This window comes from Bradyrhizobium betae (assembly GCF_008932115.1).
Taxonomy (GTDB): Bacteria; Pseudomonadota; Alphaproteobacteria; order Rhizobiales; family Xanthobacteraceae; genus Bradyrhizobium; species Bradyrhizobium betae.
The window spans coordinates 2,091,950-2,109,634 of sequence record NZ_CP044543.1 but is presented as its reverse complement, the minus strand read 5'-3'; the positions used below and the strand labels follow the sequence as shown (position 1 = coordinate 2,109,634).

The 17,685-nt window shown below is 65.0% G+C and carries 21 protein-coding genes; 8 read left to right on the top strand and 13 right to left on the bottom strand.

Annotation, left to right across the window (positions count from 1 at the left end; translation table 11 throughout):
- Positions 1 to 21: 21 nt before the first annotated feature.
- From prmB to uvrC, 5 genes are all read right to left on the bottom strand, one after another.
- Positions 22 to 981: a 50S ribosomal protein L3 N(5)-glutamine methyltransferase gene (gene prmB, locus F8237_RS10095; RefSeq protein ID WP_151644213.1), complete on the bottom strand. Its 960-nt coding sequence runs from the start codon at positions 979 to 981 to the stop codon at positions 22 to 24.
- Entirely contained in the window at positions 981 to 1,463 is a 483-nt protein-coding gene (locus F8237_RS10090) for a molybdenum cofactor biosynthesis protein MoaE (protein WP_151644211.1), read from the bottom strand. Before F8237_RS10090 ends, prmB begins: the two co-directional genes overlap by 1 nt.
- Positions 1,464 to 1,466: 3 nt before the next feature.
- On the bottom strand, positions 1,467 to 1,718 hold the full coding sequence (moaD, locus tag F8237_RS10085) for a molybdopterin converting factor subunit 1 (protein ID WP_092029492.1): 252 nt from the start codon (positions 1,716 to 1,718) through the stop codon (positions 1,467 to 1,469).
- The gene (gene pgsA, locus F8237_RS10080) at positions 1,715 to 2,332 is read right to left on the bottom strand and encodes a CDP-diacylglycerol--glycerol-3-phosphate 3-phosphatidyltransferase (RefSeq protein WP_151644209.1); all 618 of its coding nucleotides are present in this window, start codon (positions 2,330 to 2,332) and stop codon (positions 1,715 to 1,717) included. The genes moaD and pgsA overlap by 4 nt, the downstream gene beginning before the upstream one ends.
- A 96-nt stretch (positions 2,333 to 2,428) precedes the next feature.
- Positions 2,429 to 4,492 carry an excinuclease ABC subunit UvrC gene (gene uvrC / locus F8237_RS10075; protein ID WP_151644207.1) on the bottom strand — a complete coding sequence of 688 codons (2,064 nt, stop codon included), beginning with the start codon at positions 4,490 to 4,492 and terminating at the stop codon, positions 2,429 to 2,431.
- A 257-nt stretch (positions 4,493 to 4,749) separates the two neighbouring features.
- Between uvrC and F8237_RS10070 the strand changes: the two genes are divergently transcribed.
- Positions 4,750 to 5,373, top strand: a complete 624-nt coding sequence (locus F8237_RS10070; RefSeq protein ID WP_162005972.1) for an outer membrane protein — start codon at positions 4,750 to 4,752, stop codon at positions 5,371 to 5,373.
- A gap of 84 nt (positions 5,374 to 5,457) precedes the next feature.
- On the opposite strand, the gene F8237_RS10065 is transcribed toward F8237_RS10070, so the two are convergent.
- The 4 genes from F8237_RS10065 to F8237_RS10050 all read right to left on the bottom strand — a co-directional run bounded on the left by F8237_RS10065 (position 5,458) and on the right by F8237_RS10050 (position 8,269).
- Positions 5,458 to 5,673 (bottom strand): cold-shock protein, encoded by a 216-nt coding sequence (locus tag F8237_RS10065; protein WP_008544396.1) that lies wholly within the window; start codon positions 5,671 to 5,673, stop codon positions 5,458 to 5,460.
- A 253-nt stretch (positions 5,674 to 5,926) separates the two neighbouring features.
- Positions 5,927 to 6,787, bottom strand: a complete 861-nt coding sequence (locus F8237_RS10060) for a 23S rRNA (adenine(2030)-N(6))-methyltransferase RlmJ (protein ID WP_151644204.1) — start codon at positions 6,785 to 6,787, stop codon at positions 5,927 to 5,929.
- Positions 6,788 to 6,982: 195 nt separating this feature from the next.
- The gene (locus F8237_RS10055) at positions 6,983 to 7,687 is read right to left on the bottom strand and encodes a ribonuclease T2 family protein (RefSeq protein ID WP_151644202.1); all 705 of its coding nucleotides are present in this window, start codon (positions 7,685 to 7,687) and stop codon (positions 6,983 to 6,985) included.
- A 120-nt stretch (positions 7,688 to 7,807) separates the two neighbouring features.
- The gene (locus tag F8237_RS10050) at positions 7,808 to 8,269 is read right to left on the bottom strand and encodes a hypothetical protein (protein ID WP_162005971.1); all 462 of its coding nucleotides are present in this window, start codon (positions 8,267 to 8,269) and stop codon (positions 7,808 to 7,810) included.
- A gap of 181 nt (positions 8,270 to 8,450) precedes the next feature.
- Here F8237_RS10050 and F8237_RS10045 point away from each other — a divergent pair, with 181 nt between their 5' ends.
- Together F8237_RS10045 and F8237_RS10040 are read left to right on the top strand one after the other, a co-directional pair.
- Complete coding sequence (locus F8237_RS10045; RefSeq protein WP_151644198.1) at positions 8,451 to 8,744, top strand: hypothetical protein; 294 nt, start codon at positions 8,451 to 8,453, stop codon at positions 8,742 to 8,744.
- A 45-nt stretch (positions 8,745 to 8,789) separates the two neighbouring features.
- Entirely contained in the window at positions 8,790 to 9,320 is a 531-nt protein-coding gene (locus tag F8237_RS10040) for a DUF3617 domain-containing protein (protein WP_151644197.1), read from the top strand.
- Positions 9,321 to 9,488: 168 nt separating this feature from the next.
- On the opposite strand, the gene F8237_RS10035 is transcribed toward F8237_RS10040, so the two are convergent.
- From F8237_RS10035 to F8237_RS10025, 3 genes are read right to left on the bottom strand one after another with little or no spacing between them, the layout of a single operon-like run.
- Positions 9,489 to 10,874 carry an ATP-binding protein gene (locus tag F8237_RS10035; protein ID WP_151644195.1) on the bottom strand — a complete coding sequence of 462 codons (1,386 nt, stop codon included), beginning with the start codon at positions 10,872 to 10,874 and terminating at the stop codon, positions 9,489 to 9,491.
- Positions 10,875 to 10,892: 18 nt separating this feature from the next.
- Positions 10,893 to 11,624 (bottom strand): response regulator, encoded by a 732-nt coding sequence (locus tag F8237_RS10030; RefSeq protein WP_151644193.1) that lies wholly within the window; start codon positions 11,622 to 11,624, stop codon positions 10,893 to 10,895.
- Complete coding sequence (locus F8237_RS10025) at positions 11,621 to 12,163, bottom strand: MarR family winged helix-turn-helix transcriptional regulator (protein WP_201280188.1); 543 nt, start codon at positions 12,161 to 12,163, stop codon at positions 11,621 to 11,623. Before F8237_RS10025 ends, F8237_RS10030 begins: the two co-directional genes overlap by 4 nt.
- 341 nt (positions 12,164 to 12,504) lie before the next feature.
- On the opposite strand from F8237_RS10025, the gene F8237_RS10020 reads away from it, so the two are divergent.
- From F8237_RS10020 to F8237_RS10000, 5 genes are all read left to right on the top strand, one after another.
- Positions 12,505 to 13,587 carry a branched-chain amino acid aminotransferase gene (locus F8237_RS10020; RefSeq protein ID WP_151644189.1) on the top strand — a complete coding sequence of 361 codons (1,083 nt, stop codon included), beginning with the start codon at positions 12,505 to 12,507 and terminating at the stop codon, positions 13,585 to 13,587.
- A gap of 165 nt (positions 13,588 to 13,752) precedes the next feature.
- Entirely contained in the window at positions 13,753 to 14,271 is a 519-nt protein-coding gene (locus F8237_RS10015) for a YegJ family protein (RefSeq protein ID WP_151644187.1), read from the top strand.
- A gap of 40 nt (positions 14,272 to 14,311) precedes the next feature.
- Positions 14,312 to 15,832 carry a histidine--tRNA ligase gene (gene hisS, locus F8237_RS10010; protein WP_151644185.1) on the top strand — a complete coding sequence of 507 codons (1,521 nt, stop codon included), beginning with the start codon at positions 14,312 to 14,314 and terminating at the stop codon, positions 15,830 to 15,832.
- 54 nt (positions 15,833 to 15,886) lie between these two features.
- Positions 15,887 to 16,135: a tautomerase family protein gene (locus tag F8237_RS10005; protein ID WP_071909549.1), complete on the top strand. Its 249-nt coding sequence runs from the start codon at positions 15,887 to 15,889 to the stop codon at positions 16,133 to 16,135.
- 195 nt (positions 16,136 to 16,330) lie between these two features.
- Positions 16,331 to 16,723 (top strand): thioesterase family protein, encoded by a 393-nt coding sequence (locus F8237_RS10000; protein ID WP_151644183.1) that lies wholly within the window; start codon positions 16,331 to 16,333, stop codon positions 16,721 to 16,723.
- A 3-nt stretch (positions 16,724 to 16,726) separates the two neighbouring features.
- Here the strand turns inward: F8237_RS10000 and proC are convergent, their stop codons facing one another.
- Complete coding sequence (proC, locus tag F8237_RS09995; RefSeq protein ID WP_162005969.1) at positions 16,727 to 17,602, bottom strand: pyrroline-5-carboxylate reductase; 876 nt, start codon at positions 17,600 to 17,602, stop codon at positions 16,727 to 16,729.
- Positions 17,603 to 17,685: the final 83 nt, after the last annotated feature.

The following is a 17,685-nucleotide window of genomic DNA, read 5'->3' as shown; positions in this document are numbered from 1 at the left end:
GAGCTCGATTGTCGGGACGGATCAGCCGAGATCGGCGGCCGCGATCCAGAACACCTCGCCCTCGGACTCCTCGGTGTCGAGCCAGAGCAGCGGCAGTTCCGGAAATGCCTCGTCGATCAATTCGCGGCCGCGGCCGATCTCGCAGAGCAGTCCGCCATCCGGCGTGAGGTGGTCGGGTGCGTCGTGCAGGATGCGGCGCACCACGTCGAGACCGTCGGCGCCGCCGTCGAAGGCGAGCTTCGGCTCGGCCCGGCATTCCGGCGGCAGCGCGGCCATGCCCTCGGCATCGACGTAAGGCGGGTTGGTAATGATCAGATCGTATTTGTTGTCGCCGAGCGGGGCGAACAGATCGCCGCGGTGGAGCGTGATCCGCTCGTCGAGCCCGTGTTCGCTGACATTGCGCGCGGCGACTTCGAGCGCGCCCTTGGAGATATCGACGGCGTCGATCGTCGCGTTCGGGAAATGATGCGCGGCGAGGATCGCCAGGCACCCCGAGCCGGTGCAGAGGTCGAGCACGCGCTCGACACCCGTAGGATCGTCGACCAGGGACCCCATTTCGCCGTCGCCGCCGAAATGCGACTCCAGCAGCTCGCCGATGAAGGAGCGCGGAACGATGACGCGCTCGTCGACATAGAAGGGCAGGCCGCGCATGTAGATCTTGTTGACGAGATAGGCGGCCGGTTTGCGCGTGGTCACGCGTTTATGGATGAGGTCGAGAAGCGTCTTGCCTTCCGCCGTCGTGACGCAGGCATGGGCAAAGATCTCGAACTGGTCGGGGTGCAGGTGCAGGGCCTCGCAAACCAGGAAGACGGCTTCGGCGACCGGATCCGTCGTGCCGTGCGCAAAGGCGAGCTTGGCCTCGGTGAAGCGGCTCACCGCATAGCGGACGAAATCGATCAGCGTGAGCAGCTCGCCGCGGCCGACCTTCGCGAGTTTCGGGGCGGCGCGGCCGCGCACGGTCTTCTTGGATGCTCTTGCCATCAGGATCGGGTCCAGCGTGCGGCGGCCTCGTCGTCACGGGCGTGGGCCTCGACCCAGCCGGTGCCGGTGGCGCTCTCTTCCTTTTTCCAGAACGGCGCGTTGGTCTTGAGATAGTCCATCAGGAACTCGGCGGCCTGAAACGCCGCCTGGCGGTGCTGCGAGGCGGTGAGCACCAGAACGATGTTCTGGCCGGGCATGAACCGCCCGACGCGATGGATCACCGTGACGCCGTTGAGCGGCCAGCGCGATGTCGCTTCGTCGGCATGGCGCTTGATCTCTTCCTCCGCCATGCCGGGGTAATGTTCGAGCGTCAGCGCCGCGATCTTCGCGCTGTCCTCGTCGCCGCGGCAGATGCCGGAGAAGCTGACGACGGCACCGATGTCGGTGCGGCTTTTGGTCAGGACCGCGATCTCGCGCGCGATGTCGAAATCGTCTTCCTGGATGCGGATGGTAACGGGGCAGGATGTGGCAGTGGATGTCATGGCCTAGCCGCCGGTCATCGGCGGGAAGAACGCGATCTCGCGGGCGCCGGCGATGGCGGCGTCCGACTTGACGTGGGTGTGGTCGATCGCGGTGCGGATCACCTTGGGCTTCTCGAAGGCATAAGCGTAAGCCTCGCTCCGGCCGGACAGCCAGGCGATCAGCTCCTCGACGGTACGCACGGTCGCGGGCGGCTCGATCGTCTCCTCGGCCTTGCCGACGCGCTCGCGCACCCAGGCGAAGTACTTCACCTTCATGCCTCATCCTCCTTGATGAGGTGATGGATGCCGGAGCTGAAATAATCGTAACCGGTGTACATGGTGAGGATCGCCGAGGCCCACAGCAGCACCAGCCCGATCATCGAGACGATCGGCATCACCTCGTCGCCGGCCGGACCGGCGATCAGGAAGCCGATGGCGACGAGCTGGACGGTCGTCTTCCACTTGGCAAGCTTGGTCACCGGAACGCTGACGCGCAGCGCGGCGAGGTATTCGCGCAGGCCCGAAACCAGGATCTCGCGGCACAGGATCACGATCGCGGCCCATAGTGACCAGCCGTGGATGATGCCGTCCGCGGCCAGCATCAGCAGGCAGGAGGCGACCAGCAGCTTGTCGGCGATCGGATCGAGCATCCGGCCGAACGCCGATTGCTGATTCCATATCCGGGCGTAATAGCCGTCGAGGTAATCGGTCACTGCTGCCGCGATGAAGATGGCGACCGCCACCCAGCGCAGCCACAGCGGCTGGTCCAGAATCGATTGCGCGTAGATGCACCCGACCACGACCGGGATCGCGGCGATCCGGCCATAGGTCAGGATGTTCGGGAGGGACATCGCGCGGCTGTTCGTCCCTCGTGTCGTGGCGATGTTCATCCGTCCTACCAATACCGCTGGTGCCTGAAGGTCAACTGTCCAGCTCCCAAATGGGGTGCGGGATGCGACGACCATATGACCGCGGCTCCCTTGAGTTCACCCCGGCTGGGGATGGAAATAGTCGAAAATCCTGCGCGCGCTCTCGGCGCTCACCCCCGGAACCTTGCCGAGATCGACGATCGAGGCCCGTTCGATCTCCTTCAGGGTTCCGAAATGATGCAGCAAGGCACGTTTGCGTGACGGGCCGATGCCCGGAATCTCCTGCAAGCCGGCCTCGCGAATGTCCTTCTTGCGCAGCTTGCGGTGCGAACCGATGACGAAGCGGTGGGCCTCGTCGCGTAGCCGCTGGATGAAATAGAGCACGGGATCGCGCGGCTCCAGCTTGATCGCCTCGCGCTCGGGCATGAACAGGGTCTCGCGGCCGGCATCCCGGTCCGGCCCCTTGGCGACCGACATCAGCGACACCTGGGTCAGGCCGAGATTTGTGAAGATCTCCCGGACCGCATTGAGCTGGCCGCGACCGCCGTCGATGATGACGAGATCGGGCCATTGCGGGAAATCGTCGTCCTTCGCTTTGGCCGCAGCTTCCTCGGGCGGGTTGATCAGGCGCTTGAAGCGGCGCTCCAGCACTTCGCGCATCATCGCGAAGTCGTCGCCCGGCGTGATCCCTTCGGACTTGATGTTGAACTTGCGGTACTGGTTTTTCACGAACCCATCGGGGCCGGCGACGATCATGGCGCCGACCGCGTTGGTGCCCTGGATGTGGCTGTTGTCGTAGACCTCGATGCGCTTGGGGGAATGCGGCAGGCTCAGCGTCGTGGCGATGGCGTCGAGCAGGCGGCTCTGGGTCGCGGTATCCGCGAGCTTGCGGCCCAGCGCCTCGCGCGCATTGGTCAGCGCGTGGGTGACCAGCTCCTTCTTCTCGCCGCGCTTGGGCGTCGTGACCTCGACCTTGTGGCCGGCCTTGATCGACAGCGCATTGGCCAGCAGCTCGCTCTCCTCGATCTCGTGCGAGAGCAGGATGTGCTTCGGCGGCGGCTTGTCGTCGTAGAACTGGGCGAGGAAGGACCCGAGCACCTCTTCCGGCGTGTAGGTCTTCTCCGCCCGCGGGAAATAGGCGCGGTTGCCCCAGTTCTGTCCGGTGCGGAAGAAGAACACTTCGACGCAGGAGAAGCCGCCTTCCTGGTGGATGGCGAACACGTCGGCTTCTTCCACCGTACGCGGATTGATGCCCTGCTGCGACTGGATCGCCGATAGCGCGGCGAGGCGGTCGCGGTAGAGCGCCGCGCTTTCGAATTCGAGCTCGCCCGAGGCCTTTTCCATTTCGCCCGCGAGCTCCTTCTTCACCGCCTGGCTCTTGCCGGACAGGAAGTCGGTCGCCTCGCGCACCAGCGTCGTGTAGCCGGGGAAGTCGATTTCGCGGGTGCAGGGACCGGCGCAGCGGCGGATCTGGTAGAGCAGGCAGGGTCGGGTGCGGCTCTCGAAGAAGGAGTCGGTGCAGGAGCGGATCAGGAACGCGCGCTGCAGCGCGGTGATGGTGCGGTTGACGGCACCGGCGGAAGCGAACGGGCCGAAATAGCGGCCGGGCCGCGACTGGGCGCCGCGGTGCTTGAGGATCTGCGGCGCCCAATGGTCGCCGGTGATCAGGATGTAGGGAAACGACTTGTCGTCGCGCAGCTGCACGTTGAAGCGCGGCCGGAGCTGCTTAATGAGGTTGGCCTCGAGCAGCAGCGCTTCGGTCTCGGTCGTGGTCGAGATGATTTCCACGGTCACGGTAGCGGCGATCATGCGCAGGATGCGCGCCGGCTGCGGCGCACTTTGGCGCGCATAGTTCGACAGGCGCTTTTTGACGTTCTTGGCCTTGCCGACATAGAGCACGTCGGCATTCGCACTGAGCATGCGATAGACGCCGGGCGAGGTGGGGGCGAGCCGGACCGCGCGCTCGATCGCCTCATGGCCCGTCGCCAGCGGCTCCTCGCCGACCGCGCCGCTCTCCTCCAGGATGTCCGGCAGCCGCGCCTCGTCCTCGTCGTCGCCGCCGGCGGCCGCGGGATCGAGATCCGGCGGCGTCAGCCCCTCGGGCGGAGTGTCGGTCGCAGCGGCCCGCGGCGATTTGCGCGCGCGCGCCTCATCCGGATTGTCGGTGGAATCGTGAACCATGGTGCGAATTTAAGCGCTGGGAGTGCCGATTTGAAGTTCCGGCGGTGCGGCACGCACAGGGATGGCGGGCGCGGTTCCCGGTAACGCTTCCTTAAGTCTGTTAACAGCGCGGTAACCCGCCTTAACAGCCCTTTAACTTAAAACTCTCGATAAATCTTACGCGAAAAGGTCTTGGTTCCGTAACCATGCGGTTTTGGCCCGGCGCGGCGGCGCAGGGCATCGCACCCGGTGACGGCAGTTGCGTTGGAGAGTGTGTGATGAAGAGGCTCGTTGTAGGCGCAGCCGCGTTGGTTGCTGCCGGCTGGACAGCTTCGGCAGAGGCCGCCGATCTCAGTTACGGGCAGCGTGCGCCCTACACGGTCAATCAGCCGCTCAACGCCTATAGCTGGGCGGGCCCGTATCTCGGCGCCAATCTCGGCTATGAGTGGGGCTCGGTGAGCAACAGTCCCGTGAAGCCCTCCGGCTTCGTCGGTGGCGCGCAGGCCGGCTATAATTTCCAGAACGGTCCATGGGTGTTCGGTGTCGAGGGCGATATCCAGGCCGCCGGCGCCGACGACACCTTCGCGCCGTGGAAGTTCTCCAATCCCTGGTTTGGCACCCTGCGCGGCCGCGCCGGCTATGCCTTCAGCAACGTGCTGTTCTACGGTACCGCCGGCCTCGCCTTCGGCGAACTGCGCGCGCAGACGTTTGGCTGGACGGAGTCGCACACCAGTGCCGGCTGGACCATCGGTGCCGGCGCGGAGCTCGGCCTTGCGCCGAACTGGAGCGTGAAGCTCGAATATCTCTACATCGACCTGTCGACGAGCCAGTTCGGAATTACAGGCGTGTCAAACGGCTACAGCGCCAGCGTTGTGCGCGCTGGCGTGAACTACCACTTCTGATAGCAACAAGAAAATACCGGACAACAGCCTCCCGGCCGCTCGCGGCCGGGATTTTTTTGCGCCAGGTGGTTTGCGTCAGGCCCGCTAGGAGAGGATGACTAAATTGACCGCCTTCGGTCCCTTCCCCTTCTTGTCCGGTTCGACTTCGAAAGTAATACGCTGTCCTTCGGCAAGGTCCTTCAGTCCCGCCCGCTCCACAGCGGTGATATGAACGAAGACATCGCGACCGCCGTCGTCCGGCTTGATGAAACCGTAGCCGCGCTCGCCGTTGAAGAACTTAACCGTTCCCGTCATGGCCATCGGGAAACTCCCCCTCATTGCTCCTCCGTCGCGACGCAGACACACGTCACGACATGACCGGGCCTTACGGAGCCCGGGAGAGCTGGCCATCCTTGGGCGGACCTTGTCGGTCCGGCCGGATCTTTCTTAGGCCTTCACTCCGCCGCAACCATTCGCGGAAGCGGAACGTAAAGCCAGTCACTGAAACAGCATAATACGGTTCTCGGCGGATTGACTACCGCTACTGCATATTTTTCCCAAGAATGCCGGAGCGTTACGGCCGCGGCACCTCTAATCGGAATCTGGCAGCTCCGCCCTGGCCGAGCGGCATTTCCAGCTCGGGCAGGATCGTTTTCAACTCGCCATGCAGCGTATAGGGCGGATTGACGATCAGCAGGCCGGTGGAGGTGAGGGCGGCGCCATCGAGTTGCGGCGCGACGCTGAATTCGAGGCGCAGACATTTTCCCGGTGGCTTTGCTGCGGCTGCGAGCCGCGCCACCAGCTGCGACAGCGCGTCGGTGGCGCGCCGGCTCTTGGCCGGATACCAGATGACATAAATACCGGTCGGCCATTTCGCGTAGGCCGCCGAGAAGGCTTCGCCGAGCTTTTCGAATTCGTCCTTTGCCTCGAATGGCGGATCGATCAGCACGAGGCCGCGCCGTTCCTTCGGCGGCACGAAGGCAGGGAGCGCCACCCAGCCGTCGAGATCGACCACGCGGGCCTGTTCGTCGCGGCGCAGCACGCTGATCAGCGCCTTGCGGGCCTTAGGCTCGATCTCGCAGGCGACCATGCGGTCCTGCGGCCGCATCAGGCCGCGCGCGATCAGCGGCGATCCGGGATAGGACTTGAGCTCGGCCTTCGGATTGAAGGCGCGAACGATGTCGAGATAGGGCTTGATCAGCGCGATGGCGTCGTTCGACAGCCGCGCCTGCATCAGCCGCGCAATGCCCGTCAGCCACTCGCCGCTGCGGCGCGCCTCGTCGCTGTCGAGATCGTAGAGGCCGGCGCCGGCATGGGTGTCGATGACGCGGAACGCCCCCGGCTTGTCCTGCAGGTAGGTGATGATGCGCGCCAGCACGATGTGCTTGATGACATCGGAAAAGCTGCCGGCGTGGAAGGCGTGACGGTAGTTCATGGGAAGAGCACTACGCCACGTGAAGGCCTGAGCAAAGAGGTACGATCGCGTGTCCCGGACGCGGTGCAGCGCCACTTGGCGGTGCACCGCAGAGCCGGGACCCAGCTTCTTCTTTCGTGGTGGGCCCCGGATCAGCAGTGCACTACGCCGCGCTTCGCGGCGCATTGCACTGCATCCGGGGCATGAGAGCTGCGGCTACCCGCCCCTGATCGGCGGCATCGTGACCTGGTCGCGGCGGCAGGCGCGGCGGTCGGTGTCCTCGCAGGCGCGGAACTGCAGATCCTTGCTGAGGCAAATGCGGACTTCGGAGAGCCGCGTCCGGTTGCAGGTGACCGACACCGCTGCATTGCTCAGGCCCGGATTGGCCTTGATGAAGGCTTCCTCGACGGCGGCCGGCGCCACTGACTTGGCCTGCGACAGGTCGAGATATTCGGCCGGGATCTTCACCACGGCGCGCGCTTTGCGGATCGTCTCGAAATAATTGCGGCCGTCGAGCCCGGAGCAGGTGCCGTGCTTGTCCCACTCGTTGAAGATCAGACCGGGCGCCGGCATGAGGTCGAGCATCGAGGAGACGATGTTGCGGTTCAGCCGCGGCGAGGGCCGCTGGCAATATTCGGGGAAGCCGTTCTCATATTGCGGCCATAGCCCGTGCACCACGAAGGAATAGGGCCGTCCGCCGCACTGCATCTGCGAGCGCCCGCCGCGCTCGGCCGCCTCCTCGCAGAACGAGGGCGACCACGACAGCGACAGTACATAGAAATCGAATTCGCCGGGCGCGTTCTGTCGCTTGTCCTGGGCCTTTGCGCCGCTCGCGAGGGCGACCAGCCCGGCCGCGAGCGGCAGGGCCAGCGTCAGCGAGATCATCAGGCGCGAGAACGAATGCAATCTGGAATGAAACATGGCGACGCCCCTCAACTAGACTGTGCAATCGAGCCTAGCAGGCGATAAGAACATTTCAAGAACAAATTTCGAGAGACGTCCGCGCGGCTGCCGGATCGGTCCGAATCAGGGCTGGTCGAATTACGGCTTGGCGGCGCGGCAGGCCGGATTGTAGGCCCAGTTGCGATCGACACCGACCACGCACCATTCGACACCGTTGCCGTAGCCGGCAAAGCCGCCGTCCTCGATGATCGAGAAATGCACCTTGCGTGCCTTGCCGTCATTGAGCATGGCCTCACCGGTGCAATAGCGGCGCGGAATGTTGTCGGACTGCCAGGGCCGGAAAGCGACCTCGTGAACAGCGGCGAAGCCGGTGATCTTCAACGAGGAATTCCAGAACGAGCTTTCCTTTTCCCAGAACTGGGTGGCGATGGTCGGCAGCGCCTTGTCGCAATCGGCGACGGCGCCGTCATAGCGCGGCCCGCTCAGCCAGAAGTTCAGCTCCAGCGGATTGGCGGCCTTGGCCTCGCCGAGCGACAGCGCTCCGAACATGAGGCCGAACACGGCGGCAAAGCGGAGCGATTTCAGGGAGGGGGCGCGCATGGGCAATCCGGACAGCTGGGTCTTGAAGGTTGGACGGTGCCGCGAAGGCCGGGGCAGGTCAAGTGCAGCGCGGCAACACTTACCCAAGAGTTGACCATAACGTCGCAGCCGGCAGGGCTTCAGTTCTTTTCACTTCCCCTCCGGCACCGTAAACTGGCGCCAACCAATTGGAGTAACGGGAATGCGAATCATTGCGGCCGCGGGCATTCTTGCCTTGGGTATTATGGCGAGCCAGTCGGCGCGCGCCGATCTCCTTCCGGTGCCGCCGTTCAAGGGCAACGACACCGGCGGCATCATCGCCTATTCGATGGCGACCCAGGTCGATGCGCGTCAGGTCGCGGTCGATCACTGCGCGCGCTACGGCAAGGTCGTGAAGTTCCTGGCGGTGCAGGCCTATGAGGGCGGTTACATCTCGTTCTCCTGCCGCTGGGTGCCCTACGGCGCCGCCGAGCAGCCGATCCGCACGCTCTACTAAAGCGCTTTCTTAGCGCCGCAATCTTTCAGCCGGGAGCATCTCCTCATGACGCGCAAACTCGCTTTGCTCGGCTCGGCCCTTTGCTTCGTTCTGTCGGCAGGCGCAGCTCGTGCGGACGATCTGCCGGTGCGCAAGGCCGGTCTCTGGGAAATCAAGATGGTCAGGGCCGGCTCGCCCGTGCCCGAGATGACCATGCAGCACTGCACCGACGAGACCGTCGACAAGGAGATGAACAACAACGTCTCCCCGATGGCCAAGCAGATCTGCGCCAAGCAGGAGATCAAGAAGACGGCGACCGGCTATGTCAGCGATTCCGAGTGCAGCGTCGCCGGCATCAGTACGACCTCGCACGCCGAGATCACGGGCGATTTCAACTCGGCCTATACGGTGAAGACCTCGTCGCATGCGCAAGGCGGCGCTGTCGGCGCCGCGGGGCGCGATACCACCACGACCCTCGAAGCCAAGTGGCTCGGGGCCTGCAAGCCGGAGCAGAAGCCCGGCGACATCGTGATGCCCGGCGGCTTCAAGATGAACGTGCGCGACATCGACAAGCTGAAGAACTTGCTGCCGAAGTAGGTTCTTCCCCTCTCCCCTTGTGGGAGAGGGTGGCTCGCCGCGCAGCGGCGAGACGGGTGAGGGGTTTCTCTCCGCACGTGACTCTTCTGCTTTTGAATTCGCCGAGCGAGACCCCTCATCCGGCGCTTAGCGCCACCTTCTCCCACAAGGGGAGAAGGAAGAGCCAGCCTACACCGGAATCCTCACGCTTGCCCTCAATCCCCCCATCGGGCTGTCGCCGAGGGTGATGTCGCCGCCATGCGAGCGGGCGATGTCGCGGGCGATGGCAAGGCCAAGGCCCGTGCCGCCTTCGTCCTGGTTGCGCGCGTTGTCCAGCCGCAGGAACGGCTTGAACACGTCTTCGCGTAAGTGCACGGGAATGCCCGGCCCGTCGTCGTCGATCGTCACGGTCAAATAACGGTGATCGCGCTGGCCGGTGATGGCGATGCTCTTGCCGTAGCGCGCGGCGTTGGTGACGAGGTTGGCGAGGCAGCGCTTGAACGAGGCCGGCTTCACCGTCACCACGGGCAGGCCGTGGAACGCAACGGTGGCGGTATGGCCGTGGCGTTCGGCGTCGCTGCGCAGCTCTTCCAGCGCCTGTGCCATGTCGGTCGGCTGCGACTGCTCGCCGGAATCGCCGCGGGCGAAGGCGAGATAGTCCTCCAGCATCATCGACATCTCGTCGACGTCCTTGCGCATGCCCTCGAGCTCGGGACTGTCGCCGATCAATTCCAGTTCGAGCTTGAAGCGGGTCAGGATGGTGCGCAGATCGTGGCTGACTCCGGCGAGCATCGCGGTGCGCTGCTCCATGGTGCGCTCGATGCGCGACTTCATCTCGAGGAAGGCGACCGCCGCGCGCCGCACTTCGCGGGCGCCGCGCGGTCTGAAGTTCGGCGCCTCGCGCCCCTTGCCGAAACTCTCCGCGGCATCCGCAAGGCGCAGGATCGGCTTGATCTGGTTGCGCAGGAACAGCACCGCGACGATCAGCAGGATCGAGGATGTGCCGACCATCCAGAACAAGAAGATCTCCGAGTTCGAGGCGTAGGCGGCGCTGCGCTGCGCGAACACGCGCATCACGGCATCGTCGAGCTGGATGCGGATCTCGACGAGATTGGAGCGGCCGACGGTGTCGATCCAGAACGAGCGTCCGATCTGGCGGCCGAGCTGCACCGACAGCGTCTGGTCGAGCAGCGAAAAGAACGGTTTTGGTCCCGGGGGTGGCATGTCGCCGGGGGGCAGAAAATCGACCACCAACTGCAGCCGCTGTCCGATGCTCTTGAGCTGGGCGCGGTCCTTGTCCTGCGGATAGCTCTTGTAGACGTCGATCAGCGCGGCGATGTCCTGCACCACCGCGGCTGACAGCCGTCGCGTCACCGTATTCCAGTGTCGCTCCATGAACACGAAGGCGACCACGGTCTGAAGGATCACCATCGGCACGATCATGATCAGCAGCGCGCGGGCATAGAGGCCTGTCGGCATCCAGCCCTTGAACGCGTTACCCATCCAGCCATTGGCGGCCGAAACGCGGCCGGCAGCGCTCTTGAGCAGCGTCAGGCCGGTATCGATCGTGCTCATCGGTCGCGCTTCACTGATTTATGGCGAGGCTACCAGCCGGTAGCCGATGCCGCGCACTGCCTGTAGGAACAGCGGATTGGCGGGGTCGGTCTCGATCTTGCGCCGCAGGCGGTTGATCTGCACGTCGACGGCGCGCTCGTTGACGCTGCCATTGCCGGTCAGCGCGCTGCGCGGGATGGTCTCGCCTGGCGTCTCCGAGAGAATGCGCAGCATCTCGCGCTCGCGGTCGGTGAGGTGGATGACCTCCTCGCCCTGGCGCAATTCGCCGCGGTCGAGATGGTAGACGTAGGGCCCGAACGCGATCTGCTCGACCGCCGCGGCTTGCGGCGGCGGGGCGGCGCGCTTGAGGATGTTGTTGATGCGCAGCGCAAGCTCGCGCGGCTCGAACGGTTTTGCGACGTAATCGTCGGCGCCGATCTGCAACCCCTCGATGCGGGCTTCCGCCTCATGGCGCGCCGTCAGCATCACGATCGGCACCGAGGAGGAGGTCCGGATGAAGCGGGCGAGGTCGAAGCCGGTCTCGCCGGGCATCATGACGTCGAGGATCAGCAGGTCGAAATGCAGGCCAAGCAGCTTCGAGCGCGCATCGCCGGCGCTCGCCGCGGTGGTGACGCGATAGCCCTCGCTGGCGAGGAAACGCGACAGCAGATCGCGGATGCGGCGGTCGTCATCCACCAAAAGCAGATGAGGCGCGTCATCGGCCGGTTGCACCGGCGGGCGGCCGAGCGTGGCAGCGAGCGGCACGGTCACTCCTTTCCGTCTTGATTGACGTTGGCGAAGATCGTCTCCAGCACCTTGTCCGGATCGTCGCGGTCGATCATCGCGCGCAGGAAGCGCTTGACGGTCTCGGCGTCCTGCGGCGCCATCTCGGCCAGCGCCTTGGTGATCCGCGTGGTCTGGAGGCCGGCGAGCTTCTGCACCAGCGCCTCGCCCTTCGGCGTCGCGTAGAGCAGGCGCTGGCGGCGGTCATTGTCGCCGGTCTTCTGCACGATATAGCCCTCGTCCAGCAGCTGCTTGAGCACCCGGCCGAGCGACTGTTTTGTGATGCGCAGGACGTCGAGCAGGTCGGCGACCTTGAGGCCGGGATAGCGGTAGACGAAATGCATGACCCGGTGGTGGGCCCGGCCGAAGCCGAAAGCCTCCAGCTCCTGGTCGGGATCGCCGACGAAATCGCGATAGGCGAAGAACAGCAGCTCGATGATATCCCAGCGCAAATTGCCTCCATCGCCTGCGGCCGGCCGAGGCTCGGCAGCGTCTTGAGAGGAAGTCGCGAAATTTATGTCAGGCATATTGACGTATCTTGGGTTCAATGTTACAAAACGATCGACCCGCACGAAATTTTAGATCGTTTCGCGTCGGGTGGCATCGAAGCAGGGCGGCCGGAGAGAGGCTGACAGGCGGCCGACGGCCGAAGCAGATCTACCGTGCGATTGTCGAGCGGCATTTCGGCAAAACATACTGGACTTCCGCCTTCCGCAAAAGCATGTCCTCCGCGGACATGCTGGCCACGGAAACCGGCCGTAACAAGGCTGGCGGTGGTTCGGCCAGAAACCACATCAAGCCAGCCGGGCCCCAAACAGGGCAGGCCGGCGCCAGGACAGCGCCGCCACCGGCAGCGGGAGCCAAGGACATGAGCATGAAATTCGACATCCAGCCCGCATCCAACCCTACGCCAGAAAAGGACCGCGTCGCCAGGCTGGTGGACCCCGGCTTCGGGCGGGTCTTCACCGATCACATGGCGATCGTCCGCTACAACCAGGCCAAGGGCGGCTGGTACGAGGCCAAGATCGAGGCGCGCGCCAACTTCCAGCTCGATCCGGCCGGCGCCGTCCTGCACTACGCCCAGGAAATCTTCGAGGGGCTGAAGGCCTACAAGCGCGACGACGGCGGCGTGAACCTGTTCCGCCCCGACGCCAACGCGCGGCGCTTCAAGGACTCCGCCGATCGCATGGCGATGGCGCAATTGCCCGAGGATGTCTTCATCGAGGCGGTCGAGCAGGTCGTGCGCATCGACCGCGCCTGGATGCCGGGCGGCGAAGGCAGCCTCTACTTGCGGCCCTTCATGATCGCGAGCGAGACCTTCCTCGGCGTCAAGCCGTCGTCCGAATACATCTTCGCGGTGATCGCTTCGCCGGTCGGCTCGTATTTCAAGGGCGGACCCGCGCCCGTCTCGATCTGGGTGTCGGAGAACTACACGCGTGCGGCCGTCGGCGGCACCGGCGCCGTCAAATGCGGCGGCAATTACGCGGCAAGCCTGCGGGCGCAGGCCGAAGCGATCCAGCACGGCTGCGATCAGGTCGTCTTCCTCGACGCGAACGAGCGCCGCTATATCGAGGAGCTCGGCGGCATGAACGTGTTCTTCGTGTTCGAGGACGGCTCGCTGTCGACGCCGCCGCTTGGCACGATCCTGCCTGGCATCACCCGCGACTCCATCATCACGCTCGCCCGCGATGCCGGCAAGACCGTGCGCGAGGAGCCGTACTCGCTCGACCAGTGGCGCAAGGACGCGGCTTCCGGCAAGCTCAAGGAAGCCTTTGCCTGCGGCACCGCCGCGGTGATCTCGCCGATCGGCAAGGTGCGTTCGGTGAGCGGCGATTTCGAGATCAGCGGCGGCGCCGCCGGCCCCGTCGCCATGGGCCTGCGCAAGCAGCTCGTCGACATCCAGTACGGCCGCACCAACGATCCGCACAACTGGATCCGCAAGGTGTTTTGAGGCTTCGTGTCCCGGGTCTAGGGTCGCGAAACGGATCGACAACGTGCCGCCCCGCGGACGGGCGGCACGTTGGGACTTCCCTGATGACGATAACCTTTAGTTGTTGAACGCGTCTGCGCAACTGTGCGACAATGATTGGGACATCGCAGTGTTAGACGCCCGAGCATGCCGACCTCTCTCTCCCAGCCAATCAAATGGGCCGTATCCGCCGTCGTCACGGCCCTTGCCGTCTTCGGCATTCTAAACCTGGGTCCACATCCCGCGGTGAACGTGCCGGACCGGGTCATCAGCGTGGCCGATACTGACGCCGAAATGAACGCGGCAATCGCTCGTGCGCGCGCTACGCTGCCTGTCTTCTGGGCTTCTTACGAGGCCTCGAAACCGTCGGAGACCGGACACTCTCTCAAGGTGCGATTTCTGACCGCAGGCAATGGCGAGCATATCTGGATGAGCCAGGTGAAGAGGCTGCCGAGCGGCGACTATGCCGCGCGTTTCGCGGACATGCCTCAGAACATGCCTGGAAAGCGATTGGGAGACCTCGCTCAATTCAGCGAGACCGACATCTCGGACTGGATGTTCATGCGCAACGGCAAGATCGTCGGCGGCGAGACCGTCAAGCCGCTGCTCAAATCCATGCCGATAGCCGAGGCCGATGCGCTCCGGGCGCGGATGGAGCAGCCGTAGGGCAGTTGCCGCCACCGGCTTCGGCTGGTAAACGCCGCGCATGGCCGAAAAACCCAAAAAACCGCAGAAACTGAAGGCGCGTCTGCCGCGCGGACTCGAGGATCGCGATCCCGCCGCGATCCGGGCGACGCGCGAGATGGTCGAGAAGATCCGCGCCGTCTACGAGCTCTACGGCTTCGAGCCCGTGGAGACTCCGGCGATGGAATATACCGACGCGCTCGGAAAATTCCTGCCCGACCAGGACCGTCCGAACGAGGGCGTGTTCTCGTTCCAGGACGACGACGAGCAGTGGATTTCGCTCCGCTACGATCTGACCGCGCCGCTCGCCCGCTATGTCGGCGAGCGCTACGGCACCGACGGCCTGGTCCTGCCCTATCGCAGCTATCGCGTCGGCTATGTCTTCCGCAACGAAAAGCCCGGCCCCGGCCGCTTCCGCCAGTTCATGCAGTTCGACGCCGACACGGTCGGCTCGGCGACACCGGCGGCGGACGCCGAGATCTGCATGATGGCGGCGGACACGATGGAGGCGCTGGGCGTTCAGCGCGGCCAGTACGTCGTGAAGGTCAACAACCGCAAAGTGCTGGATGGCGTTCTGGAAGCCATCGGGCTCGCCGGTGAAGAGAATGCAGGCCGCAGGCTGACCGTGCTGCGCGCCATCGATAAGCTCGACAAGTTTTCCGCTGATGAAGTGCGCAAATTACTTGGTCCCGGACGATGGGACGGCGGCGAAGAAGGCAAGGGCGACTTCACGAAGGGCGCCAATCTGAGCGCGGCGGAGGCCGACGTCGTTCTCGCCATCACCAAGCCGCGCGACGACTGGAAAGAGGCCATTGCCGCGGCAGAGACCTATCTCGCCAAGAGCGAAGTCGGTCAGGCCGGCGTGAGCGAGCTGGAAGAGATTGCCAAGCTGGTCGCGGCGTCTGGTTACGGCGCAGATCGCATCAAGATCGATCCGTCCGTCGTGCGCGGTCTCGAATATTACACCGGTCCTGTCTACGAGGTCGAACTGCTGCTCGAGACGAAGGACGACAAAGGCCGTCCCGTGCGCTTCGGCTCGGTCGGCGGCGGCGGACGTTACGACGGCCTCGTCTCGCGCTTCCGCGGCGAGCCGGTGCCAGCGACCGGCTTCTCGATCGGCGTGTCACGCCTTCAGGCGGCGCTGACGCTGCTCGGCAAGCTCGACACGCGGCCCGAGTTCGGCCCCGTCGTCGTCACCGTGTTCGACCGCGATCGCGTCGCCGATTATCAGAAGATGGTCGCAAGCTTGCGCACCGCCGGCATCCGCGCCGAGCTCTATCTCGGCAATCCCAAGAACATGGGTAACCAGCTCAAATATGCCGACCGCCGTAACGCGCCCTGCGTCATCATCCAGGGCTCCGATGAAAAGGCGCGCGGCGAGGTGCAGATCAAGGATCTGATCGAAGGCGCCAAGGCGGCCGCGGCCATCGCCTCCAACCAGGAATGGCGCGAGAGCCGTCCGGCGCAGTTCTCGTGCAGCGAAGCCGATCTCGTCGCGAAAGTGCGCGAGGTGCTGGCGCGCCATGACGTAAAGTGGGGATAGCCATTCCGGCAGGCGTCACGCCCGGGCTTGTCCCGGGCATCCACGTCTTGTTTGATGGCGACCGTCAATGGCCGGTGTTCGGCCGCAAGGGAGAGAACGATGCCTGAGATTACTGTCAGCATGGCCGAAGGCCGCACCGACGAGCAGAAGGCCGGCATGATGCGCGACATCACGCAGGCGCTGGTCAAGAATCTCGGCGTCGATGCCGATGCCGTCGTCATCCAGATCAACGAAGCCCCGCTCCGCCACAAGATGAAGGGCGGCAAGACGTTTGTGGAGCGCGCGGCGGCGGCGAAGAAATGACGCATTGGCGTCATTCACGACTGTCGTCCCGGACAAGCGTAAGCCCAGATCCGGGACCCATAACCACAGGGCGTGGTTGTGGGGCAAGCTGGTAGCTCCGAGTCGTCGCCAGACTCGATCCTGTGGTTATGGGTCCCGGATCAGCGCTCCGCTTCGCTGCGCTTGTCCGGGACGACGGCGGAGTTTGAAGCACCCATGGACGCACGCGATTTCATCAAGGTCGGCATGAGCGCCGAGCGCATGCTGGTGGTCCCGGCGGAGCGCACCGTCGGGCATTTCGTGCCGGGCATGCCGATGGTCTATGCGACGCCGATGATGATCCTGGAGATGGAGATGACGTCGGGCGATGCGATCCGCGCAGCGCTGCAGCCGGGCTGGGTCACGGTCGGTACCGAGGTCGACATCCGCCATCTCGCGGCAGCCTTGGTTGGTGCAACGGTACGAACCACCGCGAAGGTCGTCGCGGTCGAGCGCCGCGTCATCCGTTTCGAGGTCGAGGCGTTCGAGGGCACGCGTAAGCTCGGCGAAGGCCGCCACGCTCGCGGGCTCGTCAATGTCGAGATGTTCAACAAGCGGCTGGGGGCGTAGCCGCTACTTCGCCAATTCCTTCGACCGTTGCGTCGCAGCCGCGATCGCGCGGATCATCAGGTCGCGCAGGCCGGGCTCGCCCATCAGCACGCCGAGGGCTGCGGCGGTGGTGCCGCCGGGCGATGTGACGTTCTGGCGCAGCGTGCTGGAGGCAAGCTCCGACTGGTGCAGCAGCTCGCCGGAGCCGGCGACCGTTTCGCGCGCAAGCTTCGTCGCCAGAGCCTCGGGCAATCCCGCCTCGACGCCGGCACGCGCGAGCTCTTCGGCGAGCAGGAACACATAGGCCGGGCCCGAGCCGGAGACGGCGGTCACCGCATCCATCAGGCTTTCATCCTCGACCCATTCGACCGAGCCGGTGGCGCGCAGCAACGCGTCCGCCACCGCGCGCTGCTGTGCGCTGACATCGCTCGCGGCGACGGCAACGGTGATGCCGCGGCCGATGGCAGCCGGCGTGTTCGGCATCGCGCGCACGACGGCGCCGCCGCAGACCTCCCGAAGCGAGGCGATCGTGGTTCCCGCCATGATCGAGACGACCGAGGTTGTCGCCGAAACGAATGATCTCAGCCTGGCGCCGGCCCCGCGGAACATCTGCGGCTTCACCGCGAGGACCATCGTCTCGACGGCGCCGGCCGCCTTCACGTCGGGATTGAGCGCCACGCCCCTGCCGGCAAGCGCGGTGATCTCGGGCGAGATGTGCGGATCGACCACTGCGACGCGGCGCGGGTCGAGCCCGCCCGCCAGCCATCCGGTCAGCAGCGCGCCGCCCATCTTGCCGGCGCCGGCGAGCAGGATGGTGCCGGTGATGTTTTGGAGAGTGCTGTTGTCTGCCACGATGGTCACCACAAACTCGCTGTCGTCCCCGCGAAGGCGGGGATCCATAACCACGAGTGGTCTTAATGGATGGAGGTGCTGGCAACAAGCATCGCGCGCGACGGAGAAATCACGCGGGGGGTCCCGGATCT

Excerpts from the sequence above, each read along its gene's own strand:
- prmB (WP_151644213.1), bottom strand. The coding sequence starts at position 981 with ATGGCAAGAGCATCCAAGAAGACCGTGCGCGGCCGCGCCGCCCCGAAA.
- F8237_RS10090 (WP_151644211.1), bottom strand. The coding sequence starts at position 1,463 with ATGACATCCACTGCCACATCCTGCCCCGTTACCATCCGCATCCAGGAA.
- moaD (WP_092029492.1), bottom strand. The coding sequence starts at position 1,718 with ATGAAGGTGAAGTACTTCGCCTGGGTGCGCGAGCGCGTCGGCAAGGCC.
- pgsA (WP_151644209.1), bottom strand. The coding sequence starts at position 2,332 with ATGAACATCGCCACGACACGAGGGACGAACAGCCGCGCGATGTCCCTC.
- uvrC (WP_151644207.1), bottom strand. The coding sequence starts at position 4,492 with ATGGTTCACGATTCCACCGACAATCCGGATGAGGCGCGCGCGCGCAAA.
- F8237_RS10070 (WP_162005972.1), top strand. The coding sequence starts at position 4,750 with ATGAAGAGGCTCGTTGTAGGCGCAGCCGCGTTGGTTGCTGCCGGCTGG.
- F8237_RS10065 (WP_008544396.1), bottom strand. The coding sequence starts at position 5,673 with ATGGCCATGACGGGAACGGTTAAGTTCTTCAACGGCGAGCGCGGCTAC.
- F8237_RS10060 (WP_151644204.1), bottom strand. The coding sequence starts at position 6,787 with ATGAACTACCGTCACGCCTTCCACGCCGGCAGCTTTTCCGATGTCATC.
- F8237_RS10055 (WP_151644202.1), bottom strand. The coding sequence starts at position 7,687 with ATGTTTCATTCCAGATTGCATTCGTTCTCGCGCCTGATGATCTCGCTG.
- F8237_RS10050 (WP_162005971.1), bottom strand. The coding sequence starts at position 8,269 with ATGCGCGCCCCCTCCCTGAAATCGCTCCGCTTTGCCGCCGTGTTCGGC.
- F8237_RS10045 (WP_151644198.1), top strand. The coding sequence starts at position 8,451 with ATGCGAATCATTGCGGCCGCGGGCATTCTTGCCTTGGGTATTATGGCG.
- F8237_RS10040 (WP_151644197.1), top strand. The coding sequence starts at position 8,790 with ATGACGCGCAAACTCGCTTTGCTCGGCTCGGCCCTTTGCTTCGTTCTG.
- F8237_RS10035 (WP_151644195.1), bottom strand. The coding sequence starts at position 10,874 with ATGAGCACGATCGATACCGGCCTGACGCTGCTCAAGAGCGCTGCCGGC.
- F8237_RS10025 (WP_201280188.1), bottom strand. The coding sequence starts at position 12,163 with ATGCCTGACATAAATTTCGCGACTTCCTCTCAAGACGCTGCCGAGCCT.
- F8237_RS10020 (WP_151644189.1), top strand. The coding sequence starts at position 12,505 with ATGAGCATGAAATTCGACATCCAGCCCGCATCCAACCCTACGCCAGAA.
- F8237_RS10015 (WP_151644187.1), top strand. The coding sequence starts at position 13,753 with ATGCCGACCTCTCTCTCCCAGCCAATCAAATGGGCCGTATCCGCCGTC.
- hisS (WP_151644185.1), top strand. The coding sequence starts at position 14,312 with ATGGCCGAAAAACCCAAAAAACCGCAGAAACTGAAGGCGCGTCTGCCG.
- F8237_RS10005 (WP_071909549.1), top strand. The coding sequence starts at position 15,887 with ATGGCGACCGTCAATGGCCGGTGTTCGGCCGCAAGGGAGAGAACGATG.
- F8237_RS10000 (WP_151644183.1), top strand. The coding sequence starts at position 16,331 with ATGGACGCACGCGATTTCATCAAGGTCGGCATGAGCGCCGAGCGCATG.
- proC (WP_162005969.1), bottom strand. The coding sequence starts at position 17,602 with ATGGATCCCCGCCTTCGCGGGGACGACAGCGAGTTTGTGGTGACCATC.